Annotated in this window: 15 protein-coding genes and 1 tRNA gene; 6 read left to right on the top strand and 10 right to left on the bottom strand. The window is 46.4% G+C overall.

Annotation, left to right across the window (positions count from 1 at the left end; translation table 11 throughout):
• Window positions 1-345 precede the first annotated feature (345 nt).
• Window positions 346-696, top strand: coding sequence for a MerR family transcriptional regulator (locus HMPREF0650_RS06425; RefSeq protein WP_004349321.1), 351 nt, complete (start codon window positions 346-348; stop codon window positions 694-696).
• 212 nt (window positions 697-908) lie between these two features.
• Here HMPREF0650_RS06425 and HMPREF0650_RS06430 read toward each other — a convergent pair whose 3' ends face one another.
• The 5 genes from HMPREF0650_RS06430 to HMPREF0650_RS06450 form a co-directional block, all read right to left on the bottom strand.
• Entirely contained in the window at window positions 909-3,179 is a 2,271-nt protein-coding gene (locus HMPREF0650_RS06430; RefSeq protein WP_004349322.1) for a RelA/SpoT family protein, read from the bottom strand.
• Window positions 3,180-3,207: 28 nt separating this feature from the next.
• On the bottom strand, window positions 3,208-4,575 hold the full coding sequence (locus tag HMPREF0650_RS06435) for a lytic transglycosylase domain-containing protein (protein ID WP_004349324.1): 1,368 nt from the start codon (window positions 4,573-4,575) through the stop codon (window positions 3,208-3,210).
• A gap of 42 nt (window positions 4,576-4,617) precedes the next feature.
• A complete protein-coding gene (locus HMPREF0650_RS06440) occupies window positions 4,618-5,364 on the bottom strand; it encodes a DUF5683 domain-containing protein (RefSeq protein WP_004349326.1) in 747 nt (248 codons plus the stop codon).
• An 18-nt stretch (window positions 5,365-5,382) separates the two neighbouring features.
• On the bottom strand, window positions 5,383-6,291 hold the full coding sequence (locus tag HMPREF0650_RS06445; protein ID WP_004349328.1) for a ParB/RepB/Spo0J family partition protein: 909 nt from the start codon (window positions 6,289-6,291) through the stop codon (window positions 5,383-5,385).
• A gap of 132 nt (window positions 6,292-6,423) precedes the next feature.
• Window positions 6,424-7,188: a ParA family protein gene (locus HMPREF0650_RS06450; protein ID WP_040562687.1), complete on the bottom strand. Its 765-nt coding sequence runs from the start codon at window positions 7,186-7,188 to the stop codon at window positions 6,424-6,426.
• A 195-nt stretch (window positions 7,189-7,383) separates the two neighbouring features.
• Here HMPREF0650_RS06450 and surE point away from each other — a divergent pair, with 195 nt between their 5' ends.
• Window positions 7,384-8,187, top strand: a complete 804-nt coding sequence (surE, locus tag HMPREF0650_RS06455) for a 5'/3'-nucleotidase SurE (RefSeq protein ID WP_004349331.1) — start codon at window positions 7,384-7,386, stop codon at window positions 8,185-8,187.
• Between the two features lie 91 nt (window positions 8,188-8,278).
• Window positions 8,279-9,427: a lipid-A-disaccharide synthase gene (gene lpxB, locus HMPREF0650_RS06460; protein WP_004349333.1), complete on the top strand. Its 1,149-nt coding sequence runs from the start codon at window positions 8,279-8,281 to the stop codon at window positions 9,425-9,427.
• A 308-nt stretch (window positions 9,428-9,735) separates the two neighbouring features.
• Here the strand turns inward: lpxB and HMPREF0650_RS06465 are convergent, their stop codons facing one another.
• From HMPREF0650_RS06465 to rsfS, 4 genes are all read right to left on the bottom strand, one after another.
• On the bottom strand, window positions 9,736-10,818 hold the full coding sequence (locus HMPREF0650_RS06465) for an SGNH/GDSL hydrolase family protein (protein WP_040562689.1): 1,083 nt from the start codon (window positions 10,816-10,818) through the stop codon (window positions 9,736-9,738).
• Between the two features lie 193 nt (window positions 10,819-11,011).
• Complete coding sequence (locus tag HMPREF0650_RS06470) at window positions 11,012-11,875, bottom strand: phosphatidate cytidylyltransferase (protein ID WP_040562691.1); 864 nt, start codon at window positions 11,873-11,875, stop codon at window positions 11,012-11,014.
• A gap of 121 nt (window positions 11,876-11,996) precedes the next feature.
• Window positions 11,997-14,030, bottom strand: a complete 2,034-nt coding sequence (ftsH, locus tag HMPREF0650_RS06475) for an ATP-dependent zinc metalloprotease FtsH (protein WP_004349337.1) — start codon at window positions 14,028-14,030, stop codon at window positions 11,997-11,999.
• Between the two features lie 50 nt (window positions 14,031-14,080).
• Window positions 14,081-14,440 (bottom strand): ribosome silencing factor, encoded by a 360-nt coding sequence (gene rsfS, locus HMPREF0650_RS06480; protein WP_004349339.1) that lies wholly within the window; start codon window positions 14,438-14,440, stop codon window positions 14,081-14,083.
• 183 nt (window positions 14,441-14,623) lie between these two features.
• On the opposite strand from rsfS, the gene HMPREF0650_RS06485 reads away from it, so the two are divergent.
• The 3 genes from HMPREF0650_RS06485 to HMPREF0650_RS06495 all read left to right on the top strand — a co-directional run bounded on the left by HMPREF0650_RS06485 (window position 14,624) and on the right by HMPREF0650_RS06495 (window position 16,793).
• Window positions 14,624-14,697, top strand: a tRNA-Gln gene (locus HMPREF0650_RS06485).
• A 181-nt stretch (window positions 14,698-14,878) separates the two neighbouring features.
• Window positions 14,879-15,949: a peptide-methionine (R)-S-oxide reductase MsrB gene (msrB, locus tag HMPREF0650_RS06490; protein WP_004349343.1), complete on the top strand. Its 1,071-nt coding sequence runs from the start codon at window positions 14,879-14,881 to the stop codon at window positions 15,947-15,949.
• A gap of 118 nt (window positions 15,950-16,067) precedes the next feature.
• On the top strand, window positions 16,068-16,793 hold the full coding sequence (locus tag HMPREF0650_RS06495) for a nitroreductase family protein (protein WP_004349346.1): 726 nt from the start codon (window positions 16,068-16,070) through the stop codon (window positions 16,791-16,793).
• A gap of 185 nt (window positions 16,794-16,978) precedes the next feature.
• On the opposite strand, the gene HMPREF0650_RS06500 is transcribed toward HMPREF0650_RS06495, so the two are convergent.
• Window positions 16,979-18,964, bottom strand: a complete 1,986-nt coding sequence (locus HMPREF0650_RS06500; protein WP_004349347.1) for a DUF349 domain-containing protein — start codon at window positions 18,962-18,964, stop codon at window positions 16,979-16,981.
• Window positions 18,965-19,114: the final 150 nt, after the last annotated feature.

The following is a 19,114-nucleotide window of genomic DNA, read 5'->3' on the forward strand; positions in this document are numbered from 1 at the left end:
TTCGTAAAGTGCTGGTGTAGCACCTGAATTAATTAGCGGCAAAATTATAAAAAAAAGGATAAAGCGCCAAAGATATCGCTTAAATTCAGTCGGTTAGGGAAGTTTGAGAACCTCGTATAGGCAGGCCTTTCTTCTTCATTATAACCCTGTGCCGTGAGCAACCTTTACCCTCCAATCATTGGAAAGTATTTCTTGTTGATTTGAAAGACGTGGTTGAATACATGGCATGGCGAGGTGTTCTTCGAAAACTTGTTTTAAAAGAATGGCTTGGGGATATGCATCTTTTCAAAAAAAATAAGTATATTTGCAATAGAAATCCAGCTTTTGACTTAAAAATTAACGACAATGGCACTGAATCCCAATAAGAATGTGAAGCTTTACTACTCCATTAAGGAGGTGGCTAAGCAGTTTGGTATCAATGAAAGTACATTGAGATACTGGGAAACCGAGTTCCCCCAGTTGAAGCCAAAGACTGTGAGTTCGACCAAGGTTCGGCAGTATACAGATGCCGACATCGAGGAGATTCGCGTGATTTATAACTTGGTTAGGGTGCGCGGTTTTAAGCTGTCGGCCGCCAGAAAGATGCTGGGTGCCAACAGAAAAGGTGCCGAAAAGAGTTCGGAAGTGCTGGAAACTTTGCTGTCTGTGCGCGATCAGTTGCAAGAATTGCGCAAACAGCTGGATATGATTGTGTGAGGGTTGAGTTTATAAGTTTTTGAGTTGATGAGTCTTTGAGTTGGTAAGTTTTCGATTTTTTAAGTTGATTAAGGAAACCGTATGGTTTGGTTTCTCGTTCGTTAATGCCTCACCTCAAACCCCAAAATGGCCTATTAACTCGCAAATCCAGAACTTAATAAACACTACACTTGTCAACTCGTCAACTCGTGAACTTGTAAACTAGGATAAACTTACATAATTTGTTGAATCTCTTGCAAGCCTTTTACCTTTTTCAAGCTGTTGATGATGTTCTTTACTTCTTGTCGATTATGAACGAGAACTTCAATCTTACCCATAAAAATATCTTCCTTGCTGGTCAGTGAAAGATTGTGCATGTTGACGTTCATCTCATCTGAAATGACATCCACGACATCGTGCAACATGCCTTGACGGTCGATGCCTCTGATCTCGATGGTGGCGTTGAAAAGACGGATGTTGCGCATATCCCACTTAGCATCCAGCAGTCGATTGCCGTAACTAGACTTCAGTTTGCTGGCCACAGGGCAGTTGCGCTTGTGTATTTCTACGTGGTTTTGGTTGTCGATGTAGCCCAGGATGTCATCGCCGGGGATGGGATGACAGCAAGTGGGGAAGAGGTAGGTATCGATGTTGCCGTCGTTGATGACGATAGCCTTCTTCCGATTGAGCGTATTGTCGACGGTGAATGGCTCGGCCTTCTTATCCTGTTCGTCTTTCTTGTCATGTCCGATGAAGGGTACATACTTGAGCCAATTGCTGGGTGAAGAGTTTTTCTTTTTCTTGTTCAGCTCGTCCAAGTCTTTTTCTGTCAAGATAACCGACTTATTACCGATACACAAGAACAGACTCTCGTGTTTCTTTAAGTTATGAAATTCGCATAACTTGTCGAGTACGGATGTGGTCATTTCCATGTCATTGCGCTCCAACCAGGCGTTGAGAAAGGCTTCGCCTTGCTTTTGTATCTCTCTGTTGTTGCGCCTGAGGATGGCCTGTATCTTTGCTTTAGCTTTGGCTGTGGTGGCAAAGTTGAGCCAAGAAGGCTGCACATGTTGCGACTTGCTGGTTAATATCTCTACCTGATCACCGCTTTGTAGCTTATGACTCAGCGGAACCAACTTATGATTGACCTTGGCTCCGATACAATGACTGCCCAGCAGGGTGTGTATCTGGAAAGCAAAGTCGAGCGCAGTGCAGCCGGCAGGCATGGTCTTGATTTCGCCTTTCGGGGTGAACACGAATATCTCGGAGGCAAAGAGGTTCAGCTTAATGGCATCGAGAAAGTCCATGGCATCGGGCTGTGGGTCGTCCAAAATCTCCTTGATGGTGCGCAACCATTCATTCAATTCGTTCTCATCTTCGGTATATTCACCTTTATCTTTGTATTTCCAGTGAGCTGCAAAGCCTTGTTCGGCCACCTCGTTCATGCGGTCACTGCGTATCTGAACTTCAATCCAACGGCCTTGTTTGCTCATCAAGGTGACGTGGAGAGCTTGGTATCCGTTGGCCTTTGGGTGGCTCAACCAGTCGCGCAGTCGGTCGGGATGCGACTTGTAGATGCGGCTGATGGCCACATATATTTTAAAGCATTCGTCAATCTCGTCGGCCCTTACCTTTGGTGTGAAGATGATTCGTACGGCCAAGATGTCGTAAATTTCGTCGAAGGTGACATGCTTCGTCTGCATCTTGTTCCATATAGAGTATGGACTTTTGACCCTTGCTTTCAGCTCATAGTCAATGCCCATGGCATCAAGGGTCTCCTTGATGGGCGCCGTGAACAGCTCGAAGAGGCGGTCACGTTGCTCCTTTGTAAAGGAAAGCTTGTTGGTAATGTTGGCGTATTCTTCGGGATGCTCGAACCGGAAGCTGAGGTTTTCCAGTTCGGTCTTAATCTTATTCAGGCCCAATCGGTTCGCCAATGGCGCATATATATATAAGGTTTCGCCGGCTATCTTGTATTGTTTATTGGCTGGTTGCGACTGCAAAGTGCGCATGTTGTGCAGGCGGTCGCATATTTTGATAAGGATGACGCGGATGTCATCGCTCATGGTGAGCAATAGTTTCTTGAAGTTTTCCGCCTGAGCCGATGCCCTGTCGCCGAAGATGCCTCCACTAATTTTGGTGAGTCCATCGACGATTTGTGCAATCTTGGGGCCGAATATGTTCTCAATGTCCTCAACGGTATAGTCGGTATCTTCCACCACATCGTGCAGAAGTGCCGAGCAGATGCTGGTTGAGCCCAGTCCCATCTCCTCACAAGCAATCTGCGCTACGGCGATGGGGTGCATGATGTACGGCTCGCCCGAGAGACGTCTTACGCCTTTGTGTGCTTGACGTGCGAAGTTGAAAGCCTTGGTGATGATGTCTACCTTCTTTCTGTGACGGGATGCCAAGTAGGTGTCCAGCAGATGTTGGAACGCATCTTGAATCTGCTTGTCTTCCAGTTCTTCTTTCCTTTCTTTATCTCGAATCTCTTGATTGTCCATACTCAATTCTCCCCATGATGGTTGAGCGTTACCTCACCCTTATTTTCTTTCCTTTCCTGATGTTGTTGCCTTTTAGGCCGTTGAGCTTTTTGAGCTTCTTAACGGTCGTATTGTTGCGAGCTGCTATTTCGGATAATGTATCTCCTCCTCTAACGGTAACTGACTTGCCTGACGAGCGTCTTCTTCGGCTGCTGCGTGACGATTTGCGGCTGCTGCGTTTACCTTTACTCCTGCTGTAGCTCTTGCGTGAGCTGGATACCGATGTTCTGCCACTCGAATAGCTGGGTACCTCTTGCGCTACTTCCACCTCTGAACGCTTGGTCAGCAGCACGTCGGCGTTGTAAGCATATACCGAATCCTCTTGATCGATAAACGAATTGATTTTGTCAACGGGCAGACGAAGGGTGGATGGCTTGGTGTATCCGATGACGATGTCCTTGCGATATTGTGGGTTGAGTGACCGTACAAGCTCCTCATCCATATTCAACACTTGTGCGATTTGTTTGAAATGAACGTCGCGGCTGACGAGGATGGTATCAGTCTTGGCTGGCAAGTCAGTTGTCATTGGGCAGATGTTGTGCTCGCAGTAGTAGTTCATGATGTAGTTGGCTGCGATGAATGCCGGTACATATCCTCGTGTTTCGCGTGGCAAGTAAGGGTATATTTTCCAGTAATCCTTGCTGCCACCGGCACGATGGATGGCCTGTGTGAGTTTGTCTGGGCCACAGTTGTAGGCTGCGATAACCAGGTTCCAGTCGCCAAAGATTCGGTATAGGTCGCTCAAGTAGTTGGCTGCGGCGTACGAAGACTTGATGGGATCGCATCGTTCGTCAAGCAAAGAGTTGATTTCCAGACCGTAATTTTTGGCGGTAGCCAACATGAATTGCCACAGTCCCGTGGCACCTACACGCGACACGGCCTTGGGATTGAGTCCCGATTCAATCACCGGAAGGTATTTTAGCTCGAGTGGCAAACTGTAGGTTTCCAAGGCCTGTTCGAAGATGGGCATGTAAAAGTTGGAAGCACCCAGCATGATCCCTACTGCGTTGCGCAGCTCGTTGCTGTAACGGTCGATGAACTTTTGTACCACGTTGTTGTATGGCATCTCCATAATTGTGGGCAAACGGCGCAGGCGATCCTTGTAAACATCGGGCTCGTAAGTCTTGTTTACATTTGGTAAGTTGCAATCAGCATCGCGTTTCAGGTATGTCTTGGTGTTGTAAAGGTGAAGCAGACTGTCAATCTCAGACGTCATAGCTTCGGGTAAGTCAAATGTTTCGTTTTCACCTTTATCATTCGTCACGGTGATTTCTGTATCGTCATCGACGACCTGCGCTTGCAGCGATGATGAGAATACAACAAGCAGGGTGACTATGAATAAATAAATTTTCTTCATGATTGGTTTCTTGTCTGTTTATTTGATTGGCTATCTTTTGTTTCAGAAGCTGAGGCTACAATGTATGCCCAGACCGCCTGATTTCAAGGGATTCCTGTTCATATTGGTGTTGACAACCGTGGGCTCAATGCGCAAACTTAAGTCGTCAGAGATGTCAAACTCTGACAAAGAGGCGTCAACGTAGGCGTCGATTACCGACAAAGCGTAGACCCCGATGAGCGTGAAGAAGCTCAAGTCGCGCCAACGACGGTAGCGATCCTTGCGCTTTCTAAACAGTTCCTTGTATCTATCAATGTTCGATGCGTCGATTTGGTTGCCTAAATGCAGAAACTGTTTGTAGCTCTGCGATTGCGGATCGTTGTCCATCAGGTCGATGTAAGCTTGCGAATAGTCGTGATACATCTGGTTGTTCCAGCGCATGGCATAGTAGCAGCCCACAAAACCACCATAGACAATGGGCAGCTTCCAGTATTTCCGGTTGTAGATTTGACCAGCTCCTGGCAGCACAACAGCCAGCCACATGGCTCGTTTGGCATCGGGTCGCCAGGTGTTCCAGTCGCGCTTGATTTTCTTCGCGGCCTTTTCTGTCTCTGCAAAGACAAGGGTGTCTGATGGGTTGACGGCCTTTTCTGCGGGAATGGCCTTGGCGTTGTCTTCTCCGATGATGACGCGTGGGTCGGTGTCCTTGATGCTGTCGCCCACTTGAATCTGGGCCTGACACCATGCTGCACACAGCAGAATGGCGCACGTCAGGCAGATACGAAGGGACGATGATAGGTTGTCACGCATGGTTTTCACGAAAGTAACTTAGTCTTTCAGTTTGTCAAAGATGTTCATCAGACGTTCCAATTCCTGTTCATTGGCGAAAGGAATGCTGATTTTGCCTTTTCCCTTGGCGCTACATGTCATTTGAACTTTTGTCTTCAGAAATGTTGATAAGCGCAGTCTCAGCACGTCAAACTCCTCTGGCAAGCCGCCCTTGACCGAGCTATGTTTCTCTGATTTTCGCAGTTCCCCGCCGTTTTTGAGCTGTTGAGCCAGCTCTTCTACCTTTCTAACGGGGTAACCATTCTTCTGTACTTCCTTGAACAGCTTGATTTGCATCGACGGGCTTTCTACGGCAAGTAAAGCCCGCGCGTGCCCCATGTCAATCTCTTTCTTTTGCAAAGCCATTTGTACTTGAGCCGGCAGCTTCAGCAAGCGCAGGTAATTGGTGATGGCCGTGCGACTCTTTCCCACGTGCTTAGACACTTTCTCTTGCGTCATTCCGCTCTTTTCCATCAGCTTTTCGTAAGCCAGTGCAATTTCGATGGCATTGAGATCTTCGCGCTGAATGTTCTCCACCAATGCCATCTCCATGACCGTTTCATCGTCTATCGTCCGAATATACGCGGGTATAGCCTCTAAACCAACGATTTGTGAGGCGCGCCAACGACGCTCACCCGCTACGATTTGATATTTGTCGGCAGCCACTTGGCGGAGGGTGATGGGTTGAATGATGCCAATTTCTCGAATGCTTGATGCCAATTCTTCCAACGCCTCTTGGTCAAATTCGCGACGAGGCTGGTTGGGATTGGCTTCAATTTGTTCGATGGGCACCTCGTTGATGGTCGAACTGCCTTGCGTTTGTATGTTGTCTGTCGAAATGAGAGCATCGAGCCCGCGTCCTAACGCCGGAGCCTTTGTGGAATGACTATATTTTTTTCGTACTGCCATGGGTCTGTTTTACTTATAGGGAAGATGGAAAATGGTGGTTTTGGTTATGAATGGAACAACAGAGAATGTGTGTTAACGCTGGATGAAGAGAGCTGTAGAGTCCTGATATTCCGCTGTCTTATTGTCTACTACTCAAGCGTTCTTGCCGATGATTTCCCTGGCCAAGTTCAGGTGGTTCTTGGCCCCCGACGAGTCGGCATCGTACAGGATGACTGGCAATCCGTGACTCGGACTTTCGCTGAGCTTCACGTTTCGCTGAATCACCGTCTTGAAGACCAGCTCCTGGAAGTGCCGCTTCACCTCGTCGTATATCTGGTTGGCCAGCCTCAGACGACTGTCGTACATCGTCAAGAGAAAACCTTCGATTTCCAATTTCGGATTCAGTTTGCTCTTGATAATCTTGATGGTGTTGAGCAGTTTGCTGATACCTTCCAGGGCGAAATATTCACATTGCACGGGAATAATGACCGAGTCGGATGCCGTGAGCGCGTTTACCGTGATCAAACCCAGTGACGGACTGCAGTCAATGAGTATGTAATCGTAGTCATCGCGGATGGGATCCAAGATGTTCTTGATTACTTTTTCTCGGTTGTCCAGGTTCAACATCTCTATCTCTGCGCCCACCAGGTCGATGTGGCTCGGTATGATGTCCAGTCCGGTAATGTCTGTGGTGTAGATGGCATCACGCACGTCAGCCTTGTTGATGATGCATTCGTATAGCGAACAATCCACCTCCTTGATGTCTACGCCCAAACCACTGGAGGCGTTGGCCTGCGGGTCGGCATCGACGATGAGTACCGATTTCTCGAGCGTAGCCAATGATGCGCCCAGATTGATGGTGGTGGTGGTCTTGCCTACACCACCTTTTTGATTCGCTAAAGCTATGATTTTTCCCATTTTCAGTATCCTTCTAAAGACATTAAATTGTTGCAAAGTTACATATTTTGTATGACAAAGTACCCATTTAAACTTTTTTTCGTACTTTTGCATGAGAATTAATAGGAATATTACCAGCCGAATCAAGCAAATTTACTTTCTCACTTCAGAAAGTTTTCCTTGAGCTTTTCGGCTTGATTAAAAGCGATAAAAGACATGCAGACAGAGCGACCCTTGATTTTGATTTCGAACGACGACGGCTATCATTCACCCGGCATTCATGCCTTGGTAGACATGGTTTCCGATTTGTCAGATGTACTGGTCTGCGCACCAGAGGCAGCTCGTTCGGGCTTTTCGTGTGCTTTTTCGGCTGTGGAATATCTGCGGTTAAAGCGCAGGAAGGACATCGGAACGGCTCAAGTGTGGTCGTGCAGTGGTACGCCGGTCGACTGTGTGAAGCTGGCTCTCGACCAGTTGTGCCCCAACAGGAGGCCGGCTCTCATCCTGGGCGGCATCAACCACGGCGACAATTCGTCTGTAAACAATCACTATTCGGGTACCATGGGCATCGCCATGGAAGGCTGCATGAAGTACATCCCCTCGGTGGCTTTCTCCAGTTGTTATTACGAGGAGGATGCCAACCTTGAACCGTTGCGTCCATACGTGCGGATGGTGGTGAAGAAGGTGCTGGCGGACGGATTGCCCAAGGGCATCTGCCTGAACGTCAACTTTCCTGCCCGACAAGTGTTTGAGGGCATCAAAGTGTGCCGGATGACGATGGGCCGGTGGGTCAACGAGATAGTGAAACAGCATCATCCGCGCCAATACGATTATTATTGGGTGGTGGGTGAGTATCAGAACGATGAACCCAATGCCGAGGACTCCGACCAGTGGGCACTCAATCATGGCTACGTTGCCATTACGCCCACTAAGATGGATGTCACTGCTTACGAGTTTATGGATGAGATCAGAGAGTGGGAAAAACCAGTTGCCCCTTCGGCATTCAACGCCCAAGACTGATCCGTGTAGCCTCTTTGAACCGCTCACCGCTTGCTGAACGCTCCATATCGACGAGTGTGCGCACCATACTATATTCCAAAATCATGAGCTTATGAAGTATTATTTGATTGTTGGCGAAGCCAGTGGAGACTTGCATGCCTCGCAGTTGATGATGGCTTTGAAAAAACAGGACAATGACGCTCAGTTTCGATTCTTTGGTGGAGACCTCATGACGGCGGTTGGGGGAGAGCGGGTGAGGCATTTCAAGGAAATGGCGTACATGGGGTTTATCCCTGTGCTGCTGCATCTGCGAACCATCTTTAAGAACATGAAAATGTGCAAAGAAGACATTGTTCGGTGGCAGCCCGACGTAGTGATTTTGGTCGACTATGCCGGCTTTAACCTGAATATTGCTAAGTTCTTGAAAACCAATACAAACATACCTGCTTATTATTATATATCACCCAAGCTTTGGGCTTGGAAGGAATACCGCATCAAGAACATCAAGCGCGATGTGGCTGAGCTGTTTTCCATCCTGCCTTTCGAGGTCCCTTTCTTCGAGAAAAAACATCATTATCCCATTCATTATGTAGGCAATCCGACGGCCGATGAGGTGCGTCAGTTCCGTGCTTCATATACCGAGAGTTTCGAGGAGTTTCGTCTTGCGAATCATCTTGACAAAAACAAACCTATCATTGCCTTGCTGGCAGGAAGCAGAAAACAGGAAATTAAGGACAATCTGCCTGCCATGATTCAGGCAGCCAACGCTTATCCAGACTACCAACCTGTGCTGGCGGGTGCGCCATCTATTGAGGATGCTTATTACGAAGAATACCTGACTGGTACGAACGTCGCCTTGGTTAAAAACAGGACTTATCCGTTGTTGGCCCATGCTGCGGCAGCTTTGGTGACCAGTGGCACGGCAACGCTCGAAACGGCTTTGTTCGATGTGCCGCAAGTGGTGTGTTACAAGACGCCTGTACCTCGACTCATACGCTTTGCGTTCGAGCATATCATTAAGGTAAAGTACATCTCTCTGGTCAATCTCATCGCTGATCGGGAAGTGGTGCGAGAACTGTTTGCCGACCGCTTTACCCTCGCGAACATCGTCAAAGAACTGGGACTTATCCTGCCAAGTGGCGGAGAACGCCAGAAAATGCTCGCCGATTATGCCGAGGTGCGTCATCAGTTGGGCGATCATGTAGCATCAGAAAATGCCGCAAAAATTATGGTTTCATTGTTGAAGGGCGAACGGCAGTAACCGAGCGGTGTCTGCTCTTTTTAATGAGCCTCTTTACTTCTTGTCTATCAGCGCTTTACAAATTCGTTCCAAAGTCTATGAGTTTGACCTGTAAAGTCATTGACTTTGCCCGCCAAACCCAATGACTTTGGCGGGCAAACTCAATGCTATTCATATGTGAGGGTAATGGGGTGCTGTTTCACGTTTCGTCAGAGAAGAATGTCGAATCTCTGTTTACGTCATCCTATTCGCGATTGACCGAAAGACGGAACGTGACGAGTGCCACTTTTAGCACGTTCTATGCCGTGGCGCTAAAGTTATGCTTCGGTTTATTTGACAATCCCCATCTTTTTAATTTCCTGTAACACTACATCTGCCATTCTCATGAAACCAAGATCTGTAAAGTGAATACCATCAACCGTTGCTTCGCCGTCATTTCCGATGAGGTTGTCGCTACTGATGTAATAGAGGTTGTTGTCTCCTTTTGCCTTGAGTGCCTGAAAACATTTTTTCAGTTCGATATTCTTGTCGTGGACAACTTTACTAATCTCTTGATCGTAAGTGCCATGGGGAAATATGGGGTTTTCGATGAGCACGATAGGTGTATTTGGATTTTCTTTTCTGATGATGTTGACGAAAGGAATTGTCTTGTTCTTGACATTCTCTGGGCCGTTGTTCGGTGCGAAATCAAGGATGAACATCTGCGCATTTGTCTTTTTGGCGATGACTTCAGCCACATCCATGTCCAGTCTGCCGTTGCCGCTGAATCCAAGATTGATTACCTCTGTGTTGAGCCTGCGTTCTAATATGTTGGTGAAACTCATTCCTGGTCGGGCCGCACAGCCACCTTGCGTGATGCTCGTTCCATACACAACGATGGGTGCTTCTGTCCTCGGAAATGGCAGCGTGGGTTGGGCGATGGTCTTGGTAGAGTCGATGCCAATCTCAAGTGAAACAATTCCGTCATACAAGGGAAGGTAGAGCATGTATTCTCGCTCGATGGGTTTCATGTGATCGATGATGACTTGCGTGGAAACTTTCGCCGTAGGTCTGCCTGTTTTCATGAATACCCATTTGCCTTGATCCCAGGTGTATAAGTCAAGTCCTTTGGTTCCGGTGGGCGACATGTGGTTCATGTAGGCATCGTTCAGGGTTTCCCATCTGGCAGCAATCGTTGTACTGTTGGTCTTGAACCTCACGGCGAGACCTGATGTGTTTTTGCCCAAATGCCAAACAGGAGGTCGACAGGTGTTTTTTAATTCTCGCGGCAAACGCTCGTATCTGGTTTCGGTATCATTGGATATTTTTCCAATAACCGGAAACTGATCGGCGTTGTAGTAAGTGATTTGTGAATACACAAGGGTAGGTGACAATAAGGTCAGGAGGAAAAAAATGACTTTGAAATGACGCATAAGTATGAGATTAATGTTATTGGTATGTAGTTTTTTTCATGTTAACTCATTGTGTCTTGCAAATTTAGAAAATTAAAGTATAAAGCACAAACAAAAGACGTGGAAAATGTTTATGTAGGCAAACTGAGGCGAAATGTGGTGCAGATGATTCTTGAGATGAATCACCCGTGTTGGTTTTGGGTATGTGGAAACCTTACAACAAGGTGATGGAATAAAGATAAATAACGGCTGCCGGAATGGCCATCAGGGAAGAGTCGAAGCGGTCGAGCATGCCTCCGTGGCCAGGTAGGATGTTACCACTGTCTTTAATTCCTAATGTTCGTTTGAACAACGATTCGACTAAATCGCCCCAAGTACCAAATACAACCACGACCAAACCCAAGCCCAACCATTCCCAAAGGTTCAGGGTGGATAAGTTTTCACCTTGCGACTCTAAAAAATAAATGATGGTAGCTACAATCAACACCAGTACGCCGCCACCGATACTGCCTTCCCAACTCTTGGCGGGAGAGATGCGAGGAAATAGTTTGTGCTTACCAAAGAGCGAGCCTGTGCAGTAGGCTCCCGTGTCATTGGTCCATAGAAAAATGAAGATACTCAGAGGAAGTAAGTAGTAAAAATGGGTCACACCGTCTGGTGATTGTCTGAAAGCCAGCACATTGATCATCGAGAGTGGCAGCGCAATGTACAGTTGCGAAAGCGTGGTGTATGCCCAGTCGTTCACCGCATCCTTGCTTTGCGTGTACAGATTACTGATGAATAGGTAAACGATGGTGAGGAGATAGGGAACAAATACCGCATTGGTTTGGATGAAGCCACTGTTGACACCTGCCACGGCAAGAAAGAAATAAACGCCGGCTATCGTTGTGATGAATCGGTTAACGGTAACGTTCTCACGGTCGTTTACCAATCCTGTAAACTCCCAAATTGTCATGCCAGTGATGAGTGTAAAGACGAATATCATGGCAACAGGGCGCAAAAAACAGGTTGTCATGATGGCAACGAACAAAATACCAGTGATGCTTCGCGTAATGAGATTTTTAAGTTTTGGTGTCATGGATGGTTCATAGTTGACAAGTTCACAAGTTGACGAGTTCACAAGTTGATTGTGAGGAGTTGACAAGTCGACAAGCAATAAGTCTATTTACTCGTCAACTTGTCAACTAAAAACTCGTCAACTAAAACTCTTGTTTATTCTCTTTCAATGTTCTTTGATGTTCTTCTTCAGCCGCTTTTACTTCTTCAGGCATGTCTTCCAGCTTGGGTTCATTGTCCTGCATGATTTCTTGTGAGCGGCTAACCCATGGGCGTTTGCCGAATATCTTTTCAACATCTTCAGCAAATATCACCTCGCGAGTGAGCAAAAGCTCTGCCAGCTTGGCATGACCCTCTTTGTGTTCAGTGAGTAATTGCTTGGCTCTGTCGTACTGTTCGTTGATCATCTTCAGCACCTCGTCATCGATAATCTTTGCCGTGGTCTCTGAGTAGGGCTTCTGGAACTGATATTCTTGGTTGTTGTAGTAGCAAATGTTGGGCAGTACATCGCTCATACCGGCGTAGGCAATCATGCTATACGAACTCTTTGTAGCACGCTCCAGGTCGTTGATGGCACCAGTGGAAATCTGCCCTACGCACAGTTCTTCGGCAGCTCGGCCACCCAATAAGGCGCACATCTCGTCGAGCATCTGCTCCTTTGTGGTGATTTGTCGCTCTTCGGGTAGATACCATGCGGCGCCTAAGGCTCTTCCGCGCGGAACAATAGAGACCTTAACGAGCGGATGAGCATGCTCGCAGAACCATGATACGGTAGCGTGTCCGGCCTCATGAAGAGCGATGGTGCGCTTCTCACCAGCCGTCATAATCTTGGTTTTCTTTTCCAGTCCACCAACGATACGGTCCACAGCATCCAGGAAGTCTTGCTTTCCAACTTGTGTCTTATTGTGTCTTGCGGCAATCAATGCGGCCTCGTTGCAGACGTTAGCGATGTCGGCACCAGAGAATCCCGGTGTTTGTCGTGACAGGAAGTCGATGTCCAAATCAGGTGCTACCTTCACTCTACGAAGATGAACCAGGAATATTTCTTTGCGTTCGGGTAGGTCAGGCAAGTCCACACTGATTTGTCTGTCAAAGCGTCCTGCACGCAACAGGGCATTGTCGAGCATGTCAGCGCGGTTGGTGGCAGCCAGAATAATGACGCCACTGTTGGTGCCAAAGCCGTCCATTTCGGTCAACAAGGCATTCAACGTGTTCTCCCTTTCATCGTTTCCGCCCATGGCAGGATTCTTGCTGCGGGCCCTTCCTACGGCGTCAATCTCATCGATGAAGATGATACAGGGTGATTTTTCTTTGGCTTGTCGGAACAAGTCGCGTACACGACTGGCACCAACTCCAACGAACATCTCTACGAAATCGGAGCCACTCATGGAGAAGAATGGCACACCAGCTTCACCTGCAACTGCCTTTGCCAGCAAGGTTTTACCCGTTCCCGGAGGTCCTACGAGCAGTGCTCCCTTAGGTATTTTACCGCCCAGGTCGGTGTATTTCTGTGGATTTTTCAGGAAGTCAACAATCTCTTGCACTTCTTGTTTGGCGCCAGCTTGTCCTGCTACGTCCTTAAAGGTGATGCCTAGGTCGTTGCCTTTCTCGTACATCTTGGCCTTACTCTTACCAACATTGAAGACGCCACCAGACCCACCGGCACCTCCACCGCCCATTCTTCGCATCAGGAAAATCCACATGACGATGAGAAAAATGGGGAATGAGAGGTTGAGAAGAATGTTCATCAGGTCGCTTCCTTTCTCGTTCTCGTAGCTGAAGTCGGCAATTTTACCAGATGATTGTTCTGCTGTTAGGTATTTTTCCAGTTCGTCAACCGATCCAAATTCCACTTCAACGTAGGGTGATGTGCCCGTCTGCTTGGCCGTCATGTTGAAGACATCGCGGATGTGTTCGGGCTTAACGTACATCTTCAAGATATTCTGTTCCTTGTTGATGACCACATTCTTGGCGTAACCTTTTGCGATGTATTGCTTGAATTTCGAATAAGTTGCTTTCTTATTGGCGCTTGCGTTGCCCAAAGAGTTACCACCTCCGGTCATGAAAAATATGGCCAGTGTAATAGCAACAATTGCGTAAATCCAGTTCATATTGAACTTAGGCATCTTGGGTTGATTGTCGTTGTTATTGTTGTAGGGATTGTTTTTATTGTCCATAAAGATGAGTTCTGTTATAATAGGATAGGAATATCAAATGCAATGCTAATTTAGTCTTGGTCTGGAATCCTCGTCAGTTTGGCGTCTTCCCAAAGGTTCTCCAGGTCGTAAAATGCTCTTGTTTCCGGCAAGAAGACGTGAACCAGCACGTCAGTGAAATCAATGGCCACCCATTGGTTCGCTCCAAGGCCGATAACATTGACCGGTTTCTCCTTCAAATCCTCACGGACTGTGTCGCCAATTGATTCGGAAATCGCCTCCACTTGGGTGGGAGAGTTGCCTTGACAGATGACAAAGTAATTGGCTATCGCCCCTTCGATGTTGCTTAAGTCAGCAATGACGATGTCCTGACCTTTCTTCTCTTGTATTCCTTTTGTGATGATGTCGACTAATTGTTTTGATTGTTTCATCCTCTAAAAATGATGTATAATATGTGGTACTATTATTCTACAAAGTTAGTGCTAAATAACTACAAAAGGCATAAAATATGAAATAAATTAGTTTTTTTAAGAAAAAAGCACCACTTATTATTGCGGTATCAAAAAAAAGTAGTAATTTTGCAAACGCAAATAGGCAATGACCGTATTTGATTTTGGGATATGGTGTAATGGTAACACTACAGATTCTGGTCCTGTCATTCTTGGTTCGAGTCCGAGTATCCCAACCACTTAAAAGTGTTTTCTTATCATAGAAAGCACTTTTTTTTGATTCCCTAAGGGCAACATGCTTGCTTTGTTCATCCACTAAAGGTGTTAGAAGACGGTTGTTTTTCATCTTTTTTAAGTGTATGAGTTCGCTAAACCTCATTTTTTTTCTATAGTTTTGTAAATCATCAGACCATAAAAGGTATGAAAATAATCAATTGCCAAATACTTTGTTTGTTATGGGCTTTCCTTTTAATGGGTTGTCATGGACGAGCACAAGTAGCTGCAGAAAAAGAATTAGATATGAACGAACAGGCTGAATTATACTTGGCAGGTGGATGCTTTTGGGGTACAGAACACTTTTTGAAGCAAATCAATGGCGTTCTCAGTACCGAAGTTGGATATGCGAATGGGCGTGGACTAAATCCTTCTTATGAGGAGGTATGTACAGATCAAACAGGTTTTGCAGAAGCTGTACACGTTGTTTATAATCCTCAAGTATTACCTATTTCTTTACTTTTAATATTGTATTTTAAGACGATCGACCCTACCTCTTTAAATAGACAGGGTGGAGATGTTGGTACACAGTATCGCACTGGTATTTATTATACAGATGCACATGACTTGCCCATGATTCAAGCTGAGATGGCCAAGTTGAGCAAAGAATATTCGAAGAAGATACAAATAGAAGTTCAGCCTCTTCGGAATTTCTATGCAGCAGAAGATTATCACCAAGATTACTTGGATAAAAATCCTGGAGGATATTGCCATGTTCCACAGGCATTGATGCAGTATGCGCGTGTAGCCAACAAGGATACAGCCGAATCTTCACGTTATGTGAAGAAAACGGATGCAGAACTGAAGCAGCAGTTGACACCTTTACAATACGAGGTTACTCAGCATGCCGCTACCGAGCGTCCTTATGATAATGAATACAATGGTGAATTTAGACCAGGCATCTATGTAGACATCACCACTGGCGAGCCGCTGTTTTTGAGTACTGATAAGTTTGAGTCTGGCTGTGGATGGCCTGCGTTCAGCAAGCCAATTGACCCACATTTCTTGGAAGAAAAGCAAGACTTATCTCACGGGATGCAGCGTACCGAGGTGCGAAGTGCTAAAGGTCAAGCCCATTTGGGACATGTTTTTAACGATGGCCCTAAAGACCGAGGTGGGTTGCGATATTGCATTAACAGTGCTTCTTTGCGTTTTGTTCCTCAAGAAGAAATGAAAGCGCAAGGATACGAAAAGTATCTTATTTTGCTGGAGCATTGAGAAATACGGGTCGTCCCGTTGACTTAATGGACTTTAGTCAATGGGATGATGGTCTTTCAAGCAGTGCTTTGGAAACGATAGGGTATTTTCTCTAAAACAAGAACTAAAACCAATAGATATGAGTTTACAAGATATTTTGAATCACCGACGTGCCATTCGTCATTTCGATCCTGTCAAACCGCTTGACACAGCGCGTGTACGTCATTGCTTGGAGTTGGCTGCTTTGGCACCAACCAGTTCGAACATGCAACTTTGGGAGTGTTATCATGTCACTCAACCGAAGATTCTCAAAAAGCTGACCCATGCTCTTTTAGATCAGCAGACGGCAGAAACCGCACAGCAAATGGTGGTGTTCGTCACACGTAGGGACAAGCATCGGGCGCATGCCAAGGCTGTGAAGGCGTTCGAAATAGAGAATGTCATGCAAAACAGTCCGAAGGAGAAACAAGCCAAACGCATCAAAAAATGGCAGGTGTATTACGATTTTGTGATGCCACTGTTTTACACTCGCTTCTTTTGGTTGCTGGGATTGTTTCGCAAATTGCTGGCTCAAATCATCGGATTGTTCCGTCCTATCGTGAAACAAGTGACCGAAGGCGATACGCGCATCACGGTTCATAAGAGTTGCGCCCTTGTCGTTCAGACGTTCATGTTGGCTATGAGCGAGGAAGGATACGACACATGTCCTGTTGAGGGATTTGACAGTTGGCTGGTCAAGAAGGCTTTAGGACTTCCTTACCACACGGAGATTAACATGGTTATCACATGCGGCGTGCGTCTGCCTGACGGTGTTCGATCCGAACGATACCGCCTTCCTTTCGAGCAAGTGTACCATCAAGTGTGATAGTTAACGAGTTTACAAGTTGACGAGTTTACGAGTTGATGGCTGGTAAGTTGATGAATTGCTAATTTACCAGGTGTCTGCGCAGGCTAAACCTGGACGTGTTGCGAGTGACAATCAAGCATAAATCCCAGTTGGCATCAAGCCAACTGGGATTTATTTAATTAATGTAAATCGCTATTTTAGCGTTATTCAGCATTTTTATTTTCAGCATCGATGGCCTTGATCTTCTCACGAATCATCTTGCAGTCATCCTTTAATTTCTCCACTTTCCGATTCATTTCGTCCAGCAGGTTGTTGCCTTTTTTGCTCGATGCGTTAAGAAAGCCGAGGTTGTTTTCATAAGTCGTAATCTCCGACTTCAGCTGTTCATAGCGGTGCATCAGTCTGCCACGCTCGTTGTCCAGCGCATCTTCGCCCATCTTGGCCATGTTCTTCAAGTTGTTCTTGAAGTTGTCAAGGTGTCGGCGGGCAAACGAAATGTGCAAGTCCTTATACAGCTTGTCCAAGATGTCGTGGTATTCCTGATAAACGTTATCTTTCTCTTTGTACGGAACATGGCCTATCTTGCTGTACTCGTCCACCAATTCCTGCACCTTTTCTTTGGTGTTTTCGTCAGGTTTTTCAACCAACTCTTTTAGCTGGGCGATGATGGCTCGTTTCTTTTCCAGGTTCTCGTGCTCGTTATTTTTCGTGCTTGCATTGGCTTTGTTGCGCGCCTCAAAGAAGGTGTTGCAAGCCGTAATAAAGTCGTTCCACAGGCGGTCACCTTGTTTCCTAGGCACCATACCAATGGTTTTCCATTCTTTCTGCAAGGCAATGAGTTTGTCGCTCGTCGATTTCCAATCCGTGCTGTCGGCCAAAGCCTGTGCTTTCTCCACAAGTTCTTTCTTCTTTTCGGCGTTCTCAGCGAAGCGTTGTTTCATCTGCTTGAAGAACTCTGCCTTGTTTTGGAAGAACTGATCGCAGGCTGAGCGGAAACGTTCGAATATTTTGACGTTCATTTTTTGCGGGGCAAACCCTATCGTCTTCCATTCTGCCTGAATGTCAATAATCTCCTTTGTATGCTTTTCCCATTCGCCAGCCGTCTTGTATTCCTGTGCAACGATGCCTTCTACTTTCTCGCAAAGTGCTGTCTTTTTCGTCAGGTTTTCTTCTTCTTCCTTGCGCAGTGTCTCGAAATGTTGCTGGTGACGCTTGTTGATGACAGTAGACGCAGCCTTAAAACGAGCCCAAATCTCTTCGCGCAGTTCTTTAGCCACCGGACCAATTTCGCGATATTGCTGATGCAATTCCTGCAATTGGTGGAAGGCACTAATTACGTCTTCTTCGTTGGCTAGGTTCTCAGCCGTTTCACACAGCTTCGTCTTCAGCTCCAGGTTTTTCTTGAAATCATATTCGCGCGCTTCCCTATTGAGGTTCAACAAGTCGTAGAATTGCTCAACATACAGCTGGTAGTTGCGCCACAATTCGCTGGCGTTTTGTGCGGGTACGGCCTTGATTTCTTTCCATTGCTGTTGTAATGACTTGAACTCTTGGAACGATTTGTTGGCTTCATCGGGCGATGTGGCCATCGCCTTGATTTTGTCAATAATCTCAAGTTTCTTTTTCAGATTCTCCTCTTTTTCAGCTTCTTGCTGTTGAAATATCTTAGCCCGTTTCTCTTTGATGATGGCCATCTCTGTTTTAAGGCTTTCTTCAAGCTTGTCAGGTATTACCTGATAATGCTCCGGATCACCACCATTCTCAAGGTATTCCTTCTGCTGTGCCTCTCGTTCGGCCAAATGAAGCTTGTAGAAGGTGGTCTTGAGCAGGTCAAGTTCGTTCTTCTGTGGGTTTTCATCGCTGTTGGCAATCTCCTTCAGTCTGTCCAGAACCTCTTGCTTCGTCGCGTAAATCTTTGGAGCCTCTTCCTCCTTTGGCGTTTCTTCTTCCTGTTTTGTCGCCTCAGGTTGCTCTGTTTGCTCTTCGGTAGTTTCGCTCACAGGTTCACCTTCGGTCTTGCCGTCTTGCGGCTCAGCCTCTTCCACGATTGCTTGTTGCGGTTCCTCACTCGTTACCTTTTCTTCTTCAGATGCATGAGTGTTTGGTGTGACAACTATGTTTTCGGTGCCTACAATTTGTTTCTCGCTTTCTAAATTACCCTGCTTCGGGGTGCTTTCTTGAGAGTCCATCAGTTCACTGTTTTAAGTTTATGATTTGGTTTTCCGGTGCTTTGACACATCCTGGATGCGTCACTTGTTTGCCTTCACTTCGTCTATGTAGATGATTGTCATGCCGATAGTAAGGGCGTTAGATGGTGCAAACTTATATAAAAATGTGCT

It is taken from the genome of Hoylesella buccalis ATCC 35310 (assembly GCF_000177075.1).
Classification (GTDB): domain Bacteria; phylum Bacteroidota; class Bacteroidia; order Bacteroidales; family Bacteroidaceae; genus Prevotella; species Prevotella buccalis.

What these genes read in the sequence shown, in the direction of transcription:
- HMPREF0650_RS06425 (WP_004349321.1), top strand. Translation starts at nt 346, where the DNA reads ATGGCACTGAATCCCAATAAGAATGTGAAGCTTTACTACTCCATTAAG.
- HMPREF0650_RS06430 (WP_004349322.1), bottom strand. Translation starts at nt 3,179, where the DNA reads ATGGACAATCAAGAGATTCGAGATAAAGAAAGGAAAGAAGAACTGGAA.
- HMPREF0650_RS06435 (WP_004349324.1), bottom strand. Translation starts at nt 4,575, where the DNA reads ATGAAGAAAATTTATTTATTCATAGTCACCCTGCTTGTTGTATTCTCA.
- HMPREF0650_RS06440 (WP_004349326.1), bottom strand. Translation starts at nt 5,364, where the DNA reads ATGCGTGACAACCTATCATCGTCCCTTCGTATCTGCCTGACGTGCGCC.
- HMPREF0650_RS06445 (WP_004349328.1), bottom strand. Translation starts at nt 6,291, where the DNA reads ATGGCAGTACGAAAAAAATATAGTCATTCCACAAAGGCTCCGGCGTTA.
- HMPREF0650_RS06450 (WP_040562687.1), bottom strand. Translation starts at nt 7,188, where the DNA reads ATGGGAAAAATCATAGCTTTAGCGAATCAAAAAGGTGGTGTAGGCAAG.
- surE (WP_004349331.1), top strand. Translation starts at nt 7,384, where the DNA reads ATGCAGACAGAGCGACCCTTGATTTTGATTTCGAACGACGACGGCTAT.
- lpxB (WP_004349333.1), top strand. Translation starts at nt 8,279, where the DNA reads ATGAAGTATTATTTGATTGTTGGCGAAGCCAGTGGAGACTTGCATGCC.
- HMPREF0650_RS06465 (WP_040562689.1), bottom strand. Translation starts at nt 10,818, where the DNA reads ATGCGTCATTTCAAAGTCATTTTTTTCCTCCTGACCTTATTGTCACCT.
- HMPREF0650_RS06470 (WP_040562691.1), bottom strand. Translation starts at nt 11,875, where the DNA reads ATGACACCAAAACTTAAAAATCTCATTACGCGAAGCATCACTGGTATT.
- ftsH (WP_004349337.1), bottom strand. Translation starts at nt 14,030, where the DNA reads ATGGACAATAAAAACAATCCCTACAACAATAACAACGACAATCAACCC.
- rsfS (WP_004349339.1), bottom strand. Translation starts at nt 14,440, where the DNA reads ATGAAACAATCAAAACAATTAGTCGACATCATCACAAAAGGAATACAA.
- msrB (WP_004349343.1), top strand. Translation starts at nt 14,879, where the DNA reads ATGAAAATAATCAATTGCCAAATACTTTGTTTGTTATGGGCTTTCCTT.
- HMPREF0650_RS06495 (WP_004349346.1), top strand. Translation starts at nt 16,068, where the DNA reads ATGAGTTTACAAGATATTTTGAATCACCGACGTGCCATTCGTCATTTC.
- HMPREF0650_RS06500 (WP_004349347.1), bottom strand. Translation starts at nt 18,964, where the DNA reads ATGGACTCTCAAGAAAGCACCCCGAAGCAGGGTAATTTAGAAAGCGAG.